At 67.3% G+C, this 16,336-nt stretch carries 11 protein-coding genes; 5 read left to right on the top strand and 6 right to left on the bottom strand.

What is annotated here, in order from left to right; translation table 11 throughout:
- Positions 1 to 62: 62 nt before the first annotated feature.
- Entirely contained in the window at positions 63 to 3,833 is a 3,771-nt protein-coding gene (locus P2T60_RS00875) for a DUF2206 domain-containing protein (protein ID WP_276280669.1), read from the top strand.
- A 48-nt stretch (positions 3,834 to 3,881) separates the two neighbouring features.
- On the opposite strand, the gene P2T60_RS00870 is transcribed toward P2T60_RS00875, so the two are convergent.
- Genes P2T60_RS00870 through P2T60_RS00855 form a run of 4 tightly spaced genes read right to left on the bottom strand, consistent with a single transcriptional unit; the run spans position 3,882 to position 8,919 of the window.
- Positions 3,882 to 5,231, bottom strand: coding sequence for a sulfatase-like hydrolase/transferase (locus tag P2T60_RS00870; protein WP_276280668.1), 1,350 nt, complete (start codon positions 5,229 to 5,231; stop codon positions 3,882 to 3,884).
- Positions 5,232 to 6,185 (bottom strand): alkaline phosphatase family protein, encoded by a 954-nt coding sequence (locus P2T60_RS00865; protein ID WP_276280667.1) that lies wholly within the window; start codon positions 6,183 to 6,185, stop codon positions 5,232 to 5,234.
- Positions 6,182 to 7,315, bottom strand: coding sequence for a glycosyltransferase family 4 protein (locus P2T60_RS00860; RefSeq protein ID WP_276280666.1), 1,134 nt, complete (start codon positions 7,313 to 7,315; stop codon positions 6,182 to 6,184). Before P2T60_RS00860 ends, P2T60_RS00865 begins: the two co-directional genes overlap by 4 nt.
- A 20-nt stretch (positions 7,316 to 7,335) precedes the next feature.
- Positions 7,336 to 8,919, bottom strand: coding sequence for a flippase (locus tag P2T60_RS00855; protein WP_276280665.1), 1,584 nt, complete (start codon positions 8,917 to 8,919; stop codon positions 7,336 to 7,338).
- A gap of 648 nt (positions 8,920 to 9,567) precedes the next feature.
- On the opposite strand from P2T60_RS00855, the gene P2T60_RS00850 reads away from it, so the two are divergent.
- Both P2T60_RS00850 and P2T60_RS00845 read left to right on the top strand, forming a co-directional pair.
- On the top strand, positions 9,568 to 10,917 hold the full coding sequence (locus P2T60_RS00850; protein ID WP_276280664.1) for a sulfatase: 1,350 nt from the start codon (positions 9,568 to 9,570) through the stop codon (positions 10,915 to 10,917).
- The gene (locus tag P2T60_RS00845) at positions 10,914 to 11,975 is read left to right on the top strand and encodes a glycosyltransferase family 4 protein (protein WP_276280663.1); all 1,062 of its coding nucleotides are present in this window, start codon (positions 10,914 to 10,916) and stop codon (positions 11,973 to 11,975) included. Before P2T60_RS00850 ends, P2T60_RS00845 begins: the two co-directional genes overlap by 4 nt.
- Here the strand turns inward: P2T60_RS00845 and P2T60_RS00840 are convergent.
- Positions 11,927 to 12,373: a DUF1616 domain-containing protein gene (locus tag P2T60_RS00840; RefSeq protein ID WP_276280662.1), complete on the bottom strand. Its 447-nt coding sequence runs from the start codon at positions 12,371 to 12,373 to the stop codon at positions 11,927 to 11,929. The genes P2T60_RS00845 and P2T60_RS00840 overlap by 49 nt on opposite strands.
- Positions 12,374 to 12,462: 89 nt before the next feature.
- On the opposite strand from P2T60_RS00840, the gene P2T60_RS00835 reads away from it, so the two are divergent.
- Complete coding sequence (locus P2T60_RS00835; protein ID WP_276280661.1) at positions 12,463 to 13,281, top strand: CPBP family intramembrane glutamic endopeptidase; 819 nt, start codon at positions 12,463 to 12,465, stop codon at positions 13,279 to 13,281.
- 26 nt (positions 13,282 to 13,307) lie between these two features.
- Here P2T60_RS00835 and P2T60_RS00830 read toward each other — a convergent pair whose 3' ends face one another.
- Positions 13,308 to 14,549 carry a glycosyltransferase family 2 protein gene (locus P2T60_RS00830; protein ID WP_276280660.1) on the bottom strand — a complete coding sequence of 414 codons (1,242 nt, stop codon included), beginning with the start codon at positions 14,547 to 14,549 and terminating at the stop codon, positions 13,308 to 13,310.
- Positions 14,550 to 14,910: 361 nt separating this feature from the next.
- Here P2T60_RS00830 and P2T60_RS00825 point away from each other — a divergent pair, with 361 nt between their 5' ends.
- Complete coding sequence (locus P2T60_RS00825; RefSeq protein WP_276280659.1) at positions 14,911 to 16,209, top strand: hypothetical protein; 1,299 nt, start codon at positions 14,911 to 14,913, stop codon at positions 16,207 to 16,209.
- Positions 16,210 to 16,336 lie beyond the last annotated feature (127 nt).

Genomic DNA, 16,336 nt, shown 5'->3' with positions numbered 1-16,336 from the left:
GCCGACTCCGCCGACGAAGCGTCGATTTCCGGACCGCCGCGGGCACCGAGTAGTCGATAGCCATGACCGACAAGCCATCCGCCTCCGGGAACGTCGTCGCCGTCGCCAGTGGCAAAGGTGGCGTCGGGAAGACGACGGCGGCGGTGGAACTCGCGGCGGCGCTGGTCGAACGCGGCACGGAGGCGGTCGTAGTGGACTGCGACCTCGACATGCCCGACCTCGGGTCGTTTCTCGGCGTCACGCCCGAGACGACGCTCCACGACGTTCTCGCCGGAGACGCGGCCGTCGAGGACGCCGTGGTCGAGACCGAGAGCGTCGCGGCGGTGACGGGCGACCCGCGACTCGACCGGTTCGCCGAGACCGACCCGTCGTTGCTCGCGGACGCCATCGACGGTCTCCGGTCGGCGTTCGACGCCGTGGTGCTGGACACGAGTTCGAACCTCCGGACCGCGGCACCCGCCCTCCGAACCGCCGACGCCGCGGTGCTGGTGACGACCCCCGACCCGACGGCGGTGGCGTCCACCCGACGGACCGGCGAGTTCGTCGAGCAACTCGACGGGCGGGTCGTCGGGGGCGTCGTCACCAAGACCGAGACCACGCCGTTCGACGCCGGGCGAACGGTCGAGCAACTCGAACGCGACTGCGAGACGGTCGTCACGGTCCCGAGCGCAGGAGGTCCCGACGACCCGGAGTCGGTCGGCGGGGAGTCGGACGCCGACGGGGAGACCGGGGGTGGGGACGGGACCCTTCCGGCCGTGGCCGCCAATCCCGCCAGCGAGTCCGCCGCGGCCTACCGGCGGTTGGCCGCGGCGATGCCCGGAGTCGAGGCGACGGACGCGCCAGTAGAGACCGAAACCGGAACCGACGACCGAGCGTCCGACACCGAGAGCGCACGGCGAGACGAGTCGCTGTCGGCGCTCTCGGAACGCACGTTCGGCGGACCGGACGCGACAATCGAGTTGCCGCGGGTGTCCTACGACCCCCAGCGCGGCCTGTCGGTCGGGCGGCGTGCGGTCGTCGCGGTGGCCGTCGCCGTCCAGATTCTGCTCGTCGCGCTGGTGGGTGCCGACCCGCCGATACCGCTGGTTCGACCGATTCTCGGCACGGTGTACGCGATGTTCGTCCCCGGCCTACTGGTTGCGGTCCTGTTGGACCGCGACCGGGGGACGTTCACTCGGTTAGTCGTCTACTCGGTCGGACTAAGTGCGGTGCTGTTACTCGCTGTCGGGGCGGTCATCAGCCTCGCGTACCCCGCTGTCGGAATCGACGCGCCGTACAGGGAGTGGACGGTCGTCGGGACGCTGACCGTCGTCGTCTTCGGTCTCTCGGCGGCGATACTGGCCCGCGACGAGGACCGACAGCTACGGATACCGATTCACGGTGCGTTCTCGCCCGCGCCGCTGGCGCTGGCGCTCGTCCCGTTTCTGAGTATCTTCGGCATCACGTTCCAGAACGCGACGGGGAACAACTCGGTACTGCTCGCGATGCTGGTCCTGCTGTCGGTGCTTCCGTTGTTGAACGCGACCGACAGAATCCCCTCGCGGTGGCTCTCGCTGGCGGTGTGGGTGACTGCGGTGGCGCTTCTGTACCACAACAGTCTGTTCGGGTCGAGCATCGGCGGCCCGTCCGGGGCGGCCCAGACGCTCGAAACCGGCGTCTGGTCGGCCAGCGAGGAGTCGGTGCTACCCAACGGCGTGCTGTTCCCGGCCTACACGATTCTGACGGGGCTGCGCCTCGGAATCACCTCCTCTACGGTGAATCCGCTTCTGGTGTCGTTCCTGCCGGTCATCCTGTTCGAGGGTTACCGCGAACAGGTCGGCGACCGGGCGGCGTTCTCGTCGGCGTGCTTGTTCATGTTCTCGTTCCCCTTCTACGTCCTCTACCCCTCGGCGGGGCGGGTCGCGACCCCAGTGTTCTTCCTCGCGCTGGAGGGGTTGGTCCTGAGCGACAGCCACATCGACCTGCTCCGCAAGCGGATTCTCGGCGTCTTGTTCGGGATGGGGTTGGCGGTGTCCCACTACGGGACCGCCTACGTCGCCATGGTCGCGTTCGGGACGGCGTTCGTCACCTACCTGCTGTTGGGCGTCATCGACAAGGCCCGCATCCCGCTGTCGCGGGGGACGGCCCTGAAGCGTCTCAGGAGCGTGAACGTCAGGGCCACCGTCAGAGAACTCACGCCGCGGTTGCTCTCGCCGTGGTTCGTCACGTTCTACGTCGCGTTCGTCGTGGAGTGGTACTTCTACACCTCCGGCGGCGACAAGTTCGCCATCCTGCCCCGGAAAGTTCTCAGCGTCGTGAACCGGTTCTTCGAGGCCAGTGCGTCGGGCACCGCCGGGTCCGCGGTCAGCAAGGAGTACGGTTCGACTTCGGTCGCCATCTCCCGGCAGTTCTACATCCTCATCGGCGCGCTGATGGGCATCGGACTCGCCGCCACGATGGTCGCGCGGGTGTTCCGGAAAGACACCGTGGACGTAGACGACGAGTTTCTGGCGCTCGCGGTCGGGTTCATGTCGATGCTCGGGGCCTCCTTCTTCGTGGTCGGGTTCAACGTCGCCCGTATCATGATGATAGTGTTCACGTTCACCGCCGTCTTCGTGGTGTACGGTCTCGGCAGTATCGTGGAGGCGGTGCTGACGACTCGCCGGGTCCTCCGGCGAGTCGTCGCCCGAGACGGTCGGGGCGCAATCGGGGACCTCCTCGGCGTGGACTTCGAACGAGCGTTCGGCGGACTCCGGACGGAGTTGACCGCGGTGTCGGTGGTGCTGTGCGTCTTCTTGCTCCTCAACGCCGGGTTCGTCACGGTGTTTTTCACTCACGACTACGCGCCGAGCAACATCGTCACCCAAGACACCTTGGAGAAGAGCGAGCAGGTGCAGGTCCAACTCAAGGCCAGAGGGTGCGTCAACTGCGACATCGAGTCGCACGTCTGGTTGTTCTCCCACCGCAACCGGAGCAGTCACGCCTACGGCGACTTCATGGCGTGGGCGCAGGTGGACTTCTACCGGGGGAGCATAGCGGGGCGGTTGAGTTACTACCCCAAGAAGGTGACGTATCGCTCGATGTGGGCGGCGACCAACGGGACCGACACCAAGTCGCTGTTGTTGGTCCTCGACCACAACACCGACACGGGCGTCATGCTCATCGAGTCGAAGTACTACTGGAAGGACATGGCGTACATCGAACCGGTGACGAACCGGTCCCACAGGGTGTACACGACGGGCGAGACGGCCATCTACCGCTCGACCGGTCGGGCCACCAAGCGGGCGTTCGATTTCGAACGGCCCGTCCCGACGAACGTCACCAACGTCACGGAGTACAAGCGCCTCGCGGCCGGGTCGGAGTTCGACGGCGACGACGGCCCGTTCGACGACATCGGCGAGGCGTCCGAGCGCATCCGCGACCCCGGACTCGGCGGCCCCGCGAGCGACGAAATCGGCGGCGACGGCCCGGCCGGTGGTCCCGGCGGGTACGGCGCGGCCGGGAGCGACAACCGAACCGACGGAAACCGGACCGGCGAGGTCGGCGCGGGCAACGCCACGGATGGACCCGGCGCGGGCAACGCGACTGGTGTCACCGCTGGCGACGCGAACGGGTCCGGGACGGACGGTAACGTCTCGACGGCGATTAACTCGACCGAGACCACGACAGCGACGGCCGACGCGACCACTTCCGCCGACTCGGACCGCCGACTCCCACGCGAGGACTCCGACCGCCGACTCCCACGCGAGGACTCCGCCACCGATTTCGCCGAGGCGTTCGTCGCGTCGCCGACGCGACGAACGCCGCGAGCCGACCATCCAGCCCCGTCTCTAGGACGTGTTTCTATTTCTTAGAGAATGCTATAGCTTGCTGAAAGGCGTGTGAAAACGGCCAGAAGACGCTCAGGCGTAGCCGAGTTCTTCGAGTCGGTCGCGCACGTCGTCCGAAACTTCGGTCGGCGCGTCCGACACCTCCCGGCGGGCCACCGACTCGCGGAGGGACGCGAGTCGGGCCGTCGGGCGGTCCGGGTCGCCGCGGGCGACCCGGACCGCCCCGTCGTTGGGTCCCGTTGCGCGCGTCTCGTCCGCCGCGTCGTGCGTCTCGTGGGCGTACCCGCCTCCTGCGGTGACGATTCCGTCGAGCGGCGAGTCGCGGGCGTCGAAGACATCTTCGACGCCCTCGCGCCGGAACTGGTCGCGGTGCCACGGCAGGAAGCCGTGAAACTCCACGAGGCGGTCGCGCGCCGCGTCGTCGCTCAGAAGGTCCCGGCCCCGCGACTCGACTTCGACGCCAGCGAGGGCCGCGACGGTCCGATGCACGTCCAACAGACTCGCCGGGTCGTCGCGGGTCTCGTCGGGCAGGCCCTCGCCCGAGACCACGAGCGGAACGCGGGTGAGTTCCGGCGCGAGACCGTAGCCGTGGTTCCAGAGACCCCTCTCCCCGAGGAGTTCGCCGTGGTCCGAGAGCGTCACCACGTAGTCGAACCGCTCGCGGAGGTCCGCGAACAGGTCGGCGTAGGCGTCCGCGAGGTACCGAACCGAGTCGCGGTAGGCCCGCCGGATTCGGTCGGGGTCCGACACCTCGCCAGCGAACGCCTCGCCGATGGTCACGTCCATCGTCTCCGCTACGGTGCGGTACGGTTCCGGGGGTTCCCACGGCGAGTGAGCCTCCATCAGGTTGACGACGAGCAACTCCCGGTCGCCGAAGTCGGTCGCCCGGAGTCGGTCGTGGAGCGCCCGCGTCCCGCCGTCGGCGACCGACCGTCGGAACTCCCGGTAGCCGTGTCGGAGCGACCGGAGCGTCGGGTGTTCCGACCGGAGACACCGCCGGAGTCCGTCGAGGTAAAAGCCCACGCCGTCACGGTCGCTCGACTGGACGTACGACTGCCAGTCGAAGGCACCGTCGGCGGTCGGCGGGAGTTCGTAGGGACCGACGTACTGGTCGAAGCCCCGGTCCCACTCGTCCCACTCGAACAGTTGCGGGTTGGCGGTCCAGAGGCGGGTGGTGTAGCCCGCCGACCGGAACGCCTCGGCGAGCGTCCGGTCCTCGCAGTCGAGCGCGGGCGACTTGGCGTGGACGCCGACTTCGCTGGCGTACCGGCCGGTGAACAGCGAGGCGTGGGCGGGCACCGTCCAGTGGGAGGTCGAGTAGGCGTCGGCGAACCGCACGCCCGACAGCCAGTCGAACTCGTCTTCGAAGGCGTCGGCCCGGAGCGTGTCGAGGACGACCACCGCGACGTTGGGTCCCGACATTCAGTCTCCCTCCGCGTAGCCGAGTGCCGCGAGTCGGTCGGTGAGGTCGTTCCGGTCCTCGTCGGGGTCTCCGTTCGGGTCGTCTCGGCCGCGTTGCCGATAGCTGTCGGGGTCGTACTCCCCGCGGTCCTCGGCGTCGGTGACGCACCACGGCACCCGGCGCAGACACGACAGGGGCACGCCTTGGGGGTGTTCGTAGACGCCCCACTCGCCGAGGGCGTTGCCGTGGTCGGCGGTCACAACCAGTCGGTCCGCATCGACGTTCTCCGCCAGAAGCGCCACGTCGTCCAGCGCGAGTTCGAGGTTGGCGCGATAGCTCTCCCACACCTCCCCGCGGTCGAGTTCGCCGGTCTGGAGGTCGGTCCACGTCGAGTCGAAGCGCTCGCCGCCGCCGAACGTCGAGGGCGTGAGGTCGCCCGACTGTCCCTCGGCGACGAACGGAACGTGCGGTTGCATGTAGTGGACGACGAGGCGGTCGGGACTCCGCTCGCGGGCGACCGAGATTGCCCGGTCGGTGACGGGGCGGGGCGGCACCGTCCCGAGTTCGTCGTCCCACGCGTAGCGCCACACCTCGTCCAAGACCGCGAACGAATCGGCGTCGAGCATCTTCTCCGAGAAGGGGTTGGCGGTGACGTATGCGGTGTCTCTGATCTCCTCGCGGCGGTCGTCGCCGAAGTTGGCCGCCATCCACTCTTGGCTGTGGCTTCCGGGCGAGTCGAAGGTCCCGACTTCCCCGAGGAAGGGGTAGTCGTCGGCGACCTCCCGCATGAGGTCGGTCCGGCAGGCGTCCAACACCACCAACACGTCCCAGTCGTCGTCGTAGACCGACCGGCCGGGGTGGGAACCGAACTTCCGGAGGTAGAGTTTGGCGAAGAACTCCCGGAAGCCCGCGACTCCGGCGCGTTCGACGTGTTCGCGCACGTTCGAGAGGTGCGCGGTCGGGTCGAGGTTCACGCCGACCCACCTCCGTCTCGCGCTCCGTTTCGGTCGCTCGCACCGTCTATCGCGGCCAGCAGTTCCTCGAACGCCGCCACGAACTCGTCCTGTTGGGTCTCGGCGTCGAAGGGTGCGGCGAGGTCGCGCGCTCGCGCCGACAGGCGCTCGCGCGCGACCACCTCTCGCTCGAAGTAGCCCGAAATCCCGGCCGCCAGCGCCGCCGGGTTCGGTTCGACCACGAGGTCGTCGGCGATGTCGCCGACGACCGGGAACGAACCCGTGGTCTCGGTCACGAGCGGAACCACGCCCGCCCGCATCGCTTCGGTGACGCTGACGCCGAAGGCATCGACGCGGGCCGGGTGGACGTACAGCGACGACGCCGCGAGTTCCGCGGTTAGGTCCTCGACGTAGCCGTGGACCGTCACGCCGGGCGTCGATTCGTACTCGTCGGGGTGGCCGGTCCCGACGACGTGAAGCGTGGCGTCGGGGACCCGCCCGCGGACCGCGGGCCACGCCTCGACCAGCAGGTCCACGCCCTTGTGGTCGCGGGCCTCGCACACCGTAATCGCCCGGTTCGCGCCGAGGTCGGGGGTCGCCTCGTCGAGTCGGTCGGCAACGTCGGGTTGGACGTAGGGGTGGACGGGGCGGACCGGCGTCTCGGGCGCGAACGACCGAACGTGGTCGGCGACGAACGACGAGACCGCCAGCGAGCCGTCCACGTACCGCCGGACGAGCGCCCGGACCACCGTCGCGTCGAGGTAGCGGTCGGCCCGGCGCGCGAGGGCCTTCGGCAGTGGGTCGGCGGCGAAGTCGTAGCTTTCGAGACCGAAGACGTTGTGGGCGGCCAACAGCACGACCACCGCGTCGGGATGGGCCGACTTGATGACCGGCGCGGCGTACACCGCGTCGGCGTTCTCCAAGACGTACACGTCCCGTTCGGGGAACGACGACCGGACCGCGGCCACCGCGTCCTCGACTAGCGTGCCCGAGAGCGGGCCGACCGAGACCGGGGAGAACAGAAGCGGGTCGGCACCGATGGCGTCCTGAAACCCCCGGTGAGCGGGGTGGCCGTAGGCGGCGTCGTCCTCGTCGTGGGCCGGGTGTCCGAACGCGGGGTACACCCATCCGACGCGAGGCGACTGGTTCATGGTATCATCTCCGTACTCCGTTATTTCAATCTTTGTATCACGGTCGAAACGTCGTCGTCGGCCGCCCGGACCAGTCGGACCACCGGGCCGAGGTCGAGACCGGTCCTGTCTTCGAGTTCCGCGACGAGGAGCGCGTCCTGTCGTTCGAGTGCGCCGAAGACGGCAATCGGGTACGTGACCGCCGCGGCGACTGCGCCGACCGGGACCGAGAGTCCCGTGGAGGCAGTCGCGGCCGCCGCGCCGAATCCGACCGCGAGCGTCCACGTCGCGGGGCGGAACACCGCGCGTGTGAACGGGTGGAGACCGAACCGCGAGTAGAGGAACCCACTGCCGAGAACGTCGCTGACGAAGACCGCGACGGTCGAAGCCATCGCCGCGCCCGCGATGCCGTAGGTCGGGACGAGCAGGTAGTTGAGCGCGACGTTCACCCCGGTCTGGGCGACGAGGACGTAGTTGACCACCCGGTTCGCGCCGAGACCCACCAGCGACCGGGCGTTGAGACCGAACAGGACCGCGAGGAAGTTGCCGACCACGAGTATCCGGAGCGCGGTCGCTCCGTCGCGGTAAGAATCACCGAACGCGAGACCGATGACCGACTCGGGGAACGCGAACAGGACGACGAACAGGGGGACCCCCGCGACCACCATCCACTTGGTCATCGCCTGATAGGTCCGGCGCATCTCGGCGCGTTCGCCCTGCTCTTGGAGTCGAGTCAGGACCGGCGGGAGCAGAAAGCCCACGGTGACGAGGACAGCACTGAAGAGGTTCGCCAACTGGAACGCGATGTTGTACGCGCCGATACCGGCCTTCGACCCGAAGTAGCCCAGCATGTAGATGTCCACGTTGGCGACCAGAAAGCCCATGCTCTGGAACAGCGCCAGCGGGAGCGAGAACGCCAGCACCGACCGGTACATCGGGGTCGGCGCGACATCGAAGTCGGGGAGCGTGCGCCGGGCGAACCAGAGCGCGGCGACCCCCGCCAGCGCGATGGCGGCGGTCTGTCCGGCCACCGCACCGGCCGCGCCCGCCCCGGCGACGACCAGCGCCGCGATTAGTCCGAACCGGGCCGCCGGACGGAGCAACTGGTTCACGTAGGCGTGAGCGCGGGCGTCGCGCGCGCCGCGGGCCAGCGACACCGCGATGCTCCCGAGGACCGAGAAGGGGACGCCGACCGCCGCGATGCGGAGCAGAACCGCCAGCGACGGGTCGTGGAACGCGCGGGTCGCAATCGTCGGCGCGAGCGCGAACACCGCCGCGCCCGCGAGCAGACCCGAGACGGTGCCGACGCCGACGGAGGCCCGGACCACGCCGCGGGCCTTCGCCGGGGTGTCCTCGTGGTGGGGAATCTCGCGCATCACGCCGTCGTCCATCCCCAACTTGGCGACGAGGGTGGCGACGTTCACGACGGTCAGCGCCAGAACCACGTCGCCGTAGGCCGCCTCCGTGAGCAGGCGAGCCATGGCGACTTGGGTGAGAAAGCCGAACCCGAGCGCCACGAACTTGCTCGCCGAGACCAGCACGCCGCCGGAGACGACGGTGGCCAGCGAGTCGGCCACGCCGTCGCCGTCGTTCCCTCCGGCGTCGTTCCCTCCGCCGTCGCTCATGGCTGGCGGGCGAGGCGACGAGTCGTTCGTCCGAACACGTCCGGGACAGGTCCGGCCACTGTTATGTAGTTTGCCGATTCGGTTCGCGGCGGGGACGGACGCGTGGCCGTTCGACGTGCGCGAAGGCAGAATTTTATTTCTGTTTTAGAAATAGGAAAATCGTTGTTTGGAGATTATATACAATGTTTAAAGATAGCTAAAGTTGTCCAAAAGACCCGGCGCGCGCTGGCGCGACCGCGAAGCGTGTCGCGCCATCGTCGCGCGAGGGACGAGCATCGCAGGGAGCGGAGCGACCGAGAAGCGCAGGAGGTTGGGGAGGACGAGGCGCGGTGCTGTGCGGTGCGGTCTTCATCGGTTCAAGCCTGAAGCTAGTCTCTGGCGTTACTCCGGTGTCTGCTGTCGCGGTTGCGGTGCGGTCTTCATCGGTTCAAGCCTGAAGCTAGCCACTCGGTCGCGTTCTAACGGTTCGCGGTTGCTGTGGGGTCCCGTCGCCTCAATCCTAAAACGGACCGCCAGCGTCACGTCCCAAGTGCGCAGTCGCCGCATCGACTCACCCGCAGTCGCCACACCAACTCACGACGAAACCGTCCACCTCCCGACCCCTCAAAATCTAAAAATCTATAAGCGGACCGCCACACCTCGGACACGATGAACTTGGGTCTGGTCGTGTTGGACACCCTCCGGCACGACGTGTACGACGACGTGATGGGCGACCTGTCGTCGCTGGCCGACCACACCTTCGAGCGGACGTACTCCACGTCGCGGTGGACGGTGCCCGCCCACGCCTCGCTGTTCACCGGCCTGTACCCCTCGGAGGTCGGGGTGGGCGCGCGGAGTCGCCACCTCACCACGCCGCGCCGGACGCTGGCCGAACGACTCTCCTCGGCGGGGTACGACACCGCGGCGCTGAGCAACAACGTCCACATCGACTCGTTTTTCGACTTCGACCGGGGGTTCGAGACGCTCCACCGCGGTCCCGCGCTCCGGGACCGACCGGAGGACGACCGGAGCGAGTTCGACTGGGAGGGGCTCTTTTCGCGACTCGACGGGAGTCGGTTCCGACCGGCGCGGGCGGTGTGGGAGATTCTGCGGAGCGACGCGCCCACCCTGCCGACGCTCCGGACCGGCGTCGAGATGTTCCGGTCGCCGCCGGTGAATCGGGCCACCAACGACGTGAGTTGGGCCTTCGACGCGATGGATGCGGTCGAGGACGCCGACGACCAGTTCCTGTTCGCCAACCTGATGGCGTGTCACTACCCCTACGACCCGCCGGAGGGGTACGCCGACTGCGAACCGCTCCATGTCCGGCCCCACGAGTTGGCGCTCCGCGAGGAACCCGTCAGCGACGAGGAACACGCCCGCCAGTGGGAGTGTTACCGCGGCGCGGCACGGTACCTCGACGACGAACTCCCCCGACTGCTCGACGCGGTGGACTGGGACCTGCTGTTCGTCGTCTCGGACCACGGCGAACTCTTCGGCGAACACGGACTTCGGGGCCACGAGTACGGCGTCTACGAGGAGTTGGTCAGAGTGCCCGCAATCGCAATCGGCGACGCCGTGCCAGAGGGGACGACGAGCGCCGTCACCAGTCTGCTCGACGTGCATCGGACCCTGCTCGAAACCGCGGGCGTGGACGTGCCAGACGACGTTCGCGGGCGCAACCTCTTCGAGGACGACCTGACCGACCGCGCGGCGTACGCCGAGAGTTCCGGATGCGGTCACTACTCGCCCGACGCGACCGGAGTCGCCGCCAAGATTCCCGCCTCGTGGGACGAACCCCACTACCTGCTCCGGACCGACGACGCCGCCTTCCGGGTGGACAAGGACGGGGAACGCGCGTTCGACCCGGAGACCGACGCCGAGTTGCCCGACCGGAAAACCGACCTCCGCGAGCGCGCCGAGCGTCTGCGCGCGGCGCGCGGCGACTACGCGGGCGAGGCGGGCCGAGAGGTCACCGACGAGATAGCCGACCGACTCGAACACTTGGGGTACGCGTGACCGACGAAACCCTCGCCGTCCGGTTCTTCACGCTGACCGACGCACAGGCGTCCGAACACATCTACATGGGCAACCTGAAGCGGGCGCTCGAAGACCGCGACGTGGTGGCGGTAGACGACTGGCGCGAGGCCGACGTGGTTCACCTCTTCGAGGTCAACTTCTTCACGCGCGACGCCCTGCTCGGCGGGGAACTCGCCACCCTCCTGCGCATCCTCCGGTCGGACACGCCGGTCGTGGTCTCGACCGACGACCTCTACTTCATCGACCGGCCGGAACTGACCGCCCGGCCGCGACTCTACGGTCTCAACCGCCGGACTCAGCGGTGGTTGTTCGAGCGTGCCGACCGCGTGGTCGCCATCTCCGAGAGCGTCGAGCGTGCGCTCCCCGTCCCTCACACCGACGTAATCCGCCACGGCGTCACCGACGAGTATTTCGCCGAATCGCCGGACGGCGATTCGGCGAGAGCGGAGTCCCGCGGCGGCGATTCGGCGTCCGCCGAATCGCCCGCCAGCGGACCGGGCGACGCCGAGCCGTTCGTGTTCCACGCGAGTCTCGCCTCCAAGCGCAAGAACCCGGAAGCGGTCCTCGAAGTTGCCGACCGACTCGACGCTCGCTTCGTCCTCGCGGGCGGCGGGTGGGAGGAGAAGGTGCCCGACCGACTCCGCGAGGCGAACGTCGAGGTCCGGGGGTACGTCCCCGAGACCGAACTGGTCGAGTTGTACCACCGCGCCGCGGTGTTCTACTTCCCGACGTTCCACGAGGGGTTCGGCCTGCCGGTCCTCGAAGCGATGGCCGCGGAGTGCGGAGTCGTCACGTCCGACGCCTACGCGGTCCCGGAAGTCGCGGGCGACGCCGCGGTTCTCGCCGACCCCCGCGACGTGGACGAACACCTCGCCGAGATTCGCCGACTGCTGGACGACGACGACGCGCGCCGGGAACTCGGACGCGCCGCGACCGAACGCGCCCGCGAGTTCTCGTGGGAGACGGCCGCGGCCGAGACCGAAGGGGTCTACCGCGACGTTTCGGTGACGTTCAACAGGAGTCGAAGCCGTCGGTAGGGAGGCCCCGACGCGTTGTCGCCGCGGTAGAGGCGGAAGTACAGCGTCTTCCGACCGGGGTCGGTCGGCGAGAACGAGACCGACAGTTCCTTGGTTCGCTCGGATTCGACCGGGACGGTCCGCGAAGTCAGCGTCCGGTTTTCCAGAGCCAGCGCGACGGTGTAGGTCCGGTCGCGGTGTTCGTGGTTGGAGATGCCCACGATGACCGTTCCGGACTGGCCGACGGTCAGGTTCGTGGGATAGCCCTCGGCGTCACCGTCGTCGTCGAGGACGTAGAACTCGGTGTACGGTTCGGTCGGGGTCGGCGGCGAGACGGCGACGGCCATCGCGCCGAGAACGGACGCGACGAGAGCCAGCGCGAGTAACCACGTGACGAAGCGATACCCGCGGCCTTCCACGTCGTCACCCTCCAGTTCGACCGAACGTCTCAATCCAGACAGAAACTACTATGCGACCGGTCTTCGGACATCCTCTGCGTCGGTCGATAATGCGAAGGGACGACATACTCCGGGACGTTCGTACCAAGTTGTCGAAACAGTCGGTAATAAATCTACTGTCGTCCCCTCTCGCGTTCGCGGTCGTCGCCGCCGGAGCGGGCGAGTGGCTACTGTACACCGACCGAATCACCTACGCGCTGTGGGGCCACTTCCTCGCGCTTTTCGCCTGCCTGTTCGCGCCGTTGCTCGTGGACGACGACGACCCCGCGATTCGGTCGTTCGTCCTCGTCCCCCTGTTCAGACTCGTGAACCTCGGCATGCCGGTATTCGTCGCCGACACGCTCTACTGGCTTCCGCTGGTGTACGGGTCGCTGTACCCCGGTATCTACGTCCTCGCTACCGCCGAGGACACGCCGACGCTCGGGTGGAACGTCCGGGTCGCGGCCGCGTTTCTCCTCCCGAGCGTCTTCCTCGGCGGAGTCCTCGGCCACGTCGAGTACGCGCTACTGGAACCCACCCCGCTGGTCGCTACGCTGACGCCGACGAACGCAGTCGCGGTGGCCGTCGTCATGGTCGGGTTCGTCGCGCTGGTGGAGGAACTCGTCTTCAGGGGTCTCGTCCAACCGACGCTGGTCCACCGAATCGGTACGTGGCCGGGACTGGCGGTGACGAACCTGTTGTTCGGCGCGATGCACTCGGCGTACGCCTCTCCCTCGACCATCGCGTTCGCGGCGGGTCTCGGTCTGGTGTTCAGCCTCGTCTACGAGGCGACGGAGAGTCTGCTCGTCACGACGGCCATCCACGGGACCTCGAACGTCTTTCTGTTCGCAATCGTGCCGCTGTACGGTCCGCTACTCCCGGTCGTGTGAGAACGAAGCGCGCCCGGCGAGGACCGTCAGTCCTGCGCTTGGGCGAGCATGCTGAAGAAGAACGAACTGAAGATGGTCTGGGTGCCGAGGACGATGGCCGTGAACGCGACCATGCTCCGGACCGCGAACGGAACCGTGTCGTAGCCACTCGTGGCCCACTGCGCGACGACGAGGGTCACGTACACGGTGCCGATGCTGTACAGCAGGAGACCCATGCTGGCCCCGTGTTCGAGTTTGAACTTGGCACGAATCCAGTTGGTGATGAAGTCGCGGGGGCGCTTGATGGGGTCGGCCGCGATGGAACTGAACACCGCGAGCGTCGCAATCTGGAAGCCGATGATGGTCAGCAGGCTCCCGGCAATCATGGAGTTGATGCCCAGCGTGGCGTTCCCGAGTCGGGCGTCGGCCAGCGTGAGCGCCATCGTGAGGACGCCGAACAGGAAGAACGCGAGACCCGGCACCGAGAAGAGATAGCTCGGCGCGTTGATGAGCATGAACTTGACGTGTCGCCACCCGTCGCGGAAACTGTCGAGGGTAGCCTCGCCCTCGCGTTCGTGGTAGGTTATCGGAACCTCCTCGATTCGCAAGCCCTTGGCGCTGGCCTCCATAATCATCTCGCTGGCGAACTCCATCCCGTCGCTCCGGAGGTCAAGTCGGTCCAGTACCTCGCGGTCGATGACGCGGAAACCGCTGTGAGCGTCGCTGACGCCCGCGTCGTAGAAGACGTTCAAGAACTTGGTGAGAAGCGGGTTCCCGACGTACTGGTGGAGCGGGGGCATCGCGCCGGACTTGATTTTGCCGTCGAGACGACTTCCCAGAACCATGTCGGCGTCTCCCTCCCGGACGAGTTCCAGCAGTTTCGGGAGTTCCTCGAAGTCGTAAGTCGTGTCGGCGTCGCCGATGACGACGTAATCGCCTCGTGCGCGCTCGAAGGCGTACTTGTACGCGTAGCCGTAACCCATCCCGTCGGGCGTGACGACTCGCGCGCCGAGTTCGGCCGCGATTTCGGGCGTTCGGTCGGACGAACTGTCGCTGACTATTATCTCGCCCGTAACGTCGAGTTCGACTAGCGCGGACTTCACCTGCTCGATACACTTTCGGACCCCGGCCTCCTCGTTCAGCGTGGGCATGACGACGCTGAGAGTCGGCCGCGGTCCGTTCTCCGAAGACACGAGAAGTTCGTCGGCCGTGGCCGTGCCCGGCGCGTCGCGTTCCGTGTCGGTCGTAGACGGGTTCGCGGTGCGGTTCGCTTGCATCTGGTCGGTCATGTTCGGTTCTCTATCTCGACACCTGCTGGTGGTTGCTCGCCGACCCGACTAGCTCCGGGCGTGAGCAGACCCCCGGTCGTGCCCGCCCGAAAAATATTGATTTTATTACAAATGGCATCCAACGTTTATCAGGCCCTAATTATCCGACTATGCTCTCGTTAGCATATTTAAATCTACTGGAACCATAAAATATTACATACTCTACCTGTTTCGTCACGTGATGTCCCCCGCGACGAGAGTTGTTCGGAACGATGGCGGAACGGCCGCCGCTGGCGAGGACCGTCGGGCCGGAAAGTGTGACAGCCGTCGTCTCCGTCTCGGAACCGAATGATTTTCGTCAGCGAACTCATAGGCCCAATCAGTGACACGCCTCCCAGACTGGCTCGGAACCGGGCACGAGCGCCGCGCTAAACTGTTCGCGTGCTTCGCGGTCGTCAGTCTCGCAGTTGCGACCGTCGGCGTTCTCGCGGCCCCGGACCAACCGCGCGTAACCGTCGCCGACGAATCGCCCGAGAACAACACTCTCGTCGCGTTGCAGGGGTACAAAAACGAGGGGAGAGCGGTCGAACTCTCGCCCGAGGGGGCAGTCGTCTGGGAGTACGACGACCCCGACGACGTGTTCGACGTGGAAGCGCTCGGTCCCGACCGAGTGCAGGTCTCGACCGCCGACGAGCGACCGGACGCCGAGTGTCCGGCGCGCTACCGCAACGACGGGTTCGAGAACTGCGTCCTGAACAGTCTCCGGGTCGTAGAGCAGTCGAACAACGAAGTCGTCTGGAACTACTCGTGGTACGACGCGGAACTCCACGAACACGAACTCCACGACGCCGACCACTACACCGTGGCGAACGGCACGGACCGGTGGGTCTTGGTGGACATGGGCAACGACCGCGTGTTCGCGGTGAACCGCCAACACGAAATCCTCTGGGAGTGGAACGCCACCGACACCTACGAGATGCCCGACAGGATGGGTCCGGAGAGCGACTGGACCCACATGAACGACGTTGACCGCCTCCGTCCGGGCGTCTTTCAGGTCAGCCTCCGGAACTTCGATACCGTCATCGAACTCCACGTCGAGAACGGGTCGAGTCCGGACGAACGCGACGTGACGGTGAAACCGGTCGTCGGCCCGAACCAGTTCGCCGGGAAGGGCGACGTACTCTACGAACAGCACAACCCCGACCGACTCGCCGACGGTCACTTGCTGGTCGCCGACAGCGAACACGACCGAGTGGTCGAACTGAACCGGTCGGGCGAAATCGTCTGGGAGTTCGGCGGGAGCGCCACCCTGAACTGGCCGCGGGACGCCGACCGCTTCTCGAACGGCCACACGCTCGTCACCGACTCCTACAACGACCGGGTGGTCGAAGTGGACGAGAACGGCGACATCGTGTGGGCCGTCGAGACCGGCGGACTCCCCTACGAGGCCGACCGACTCCCCGGCGAGGGGAGTAGCGACCGACCGACGGCCACCGACGCGGACCTCGCCGACGGCGGCCGGGAGTCCGTCGTGGAACGCTACCTCGGCTACGCCGTCGCCATCTCGAAGTACGTCCTCCCGACCGGGATGGGCGGACAGGTCGTCCCCCTCGTGTTGGCGGTCGTCTCGCTTCTCGGCGCGGCGATTGAGGGCGTCCGGTGGCGCGGAATTCGGGGGTAGGGCAGGGGACGAAATTTTTCGGCTCGCTTGCGGGGCCGTGGTACAGCAAGAGCATCTGGTCGTCGGTGCCACGGGTTCGGTCTCGAAAGGGCCGCCCGCTCGCGGTTCCGCGAGCGGGCGGGCTTTT

The organism is Halorussus caseinilyticus (assembly GCF_029338395.1).
GTDB lineage: Archaea > Halobacteriota > Halobacteria > Halobacteriales > Haladaptataceae > Halorussus > Halorussus caseinilyticus.
The sequence above is the reverse complement of the archived record's forward strand: the minus strand, read 5'-3'. Positions and strand labels throughout refer to the sequence as shown.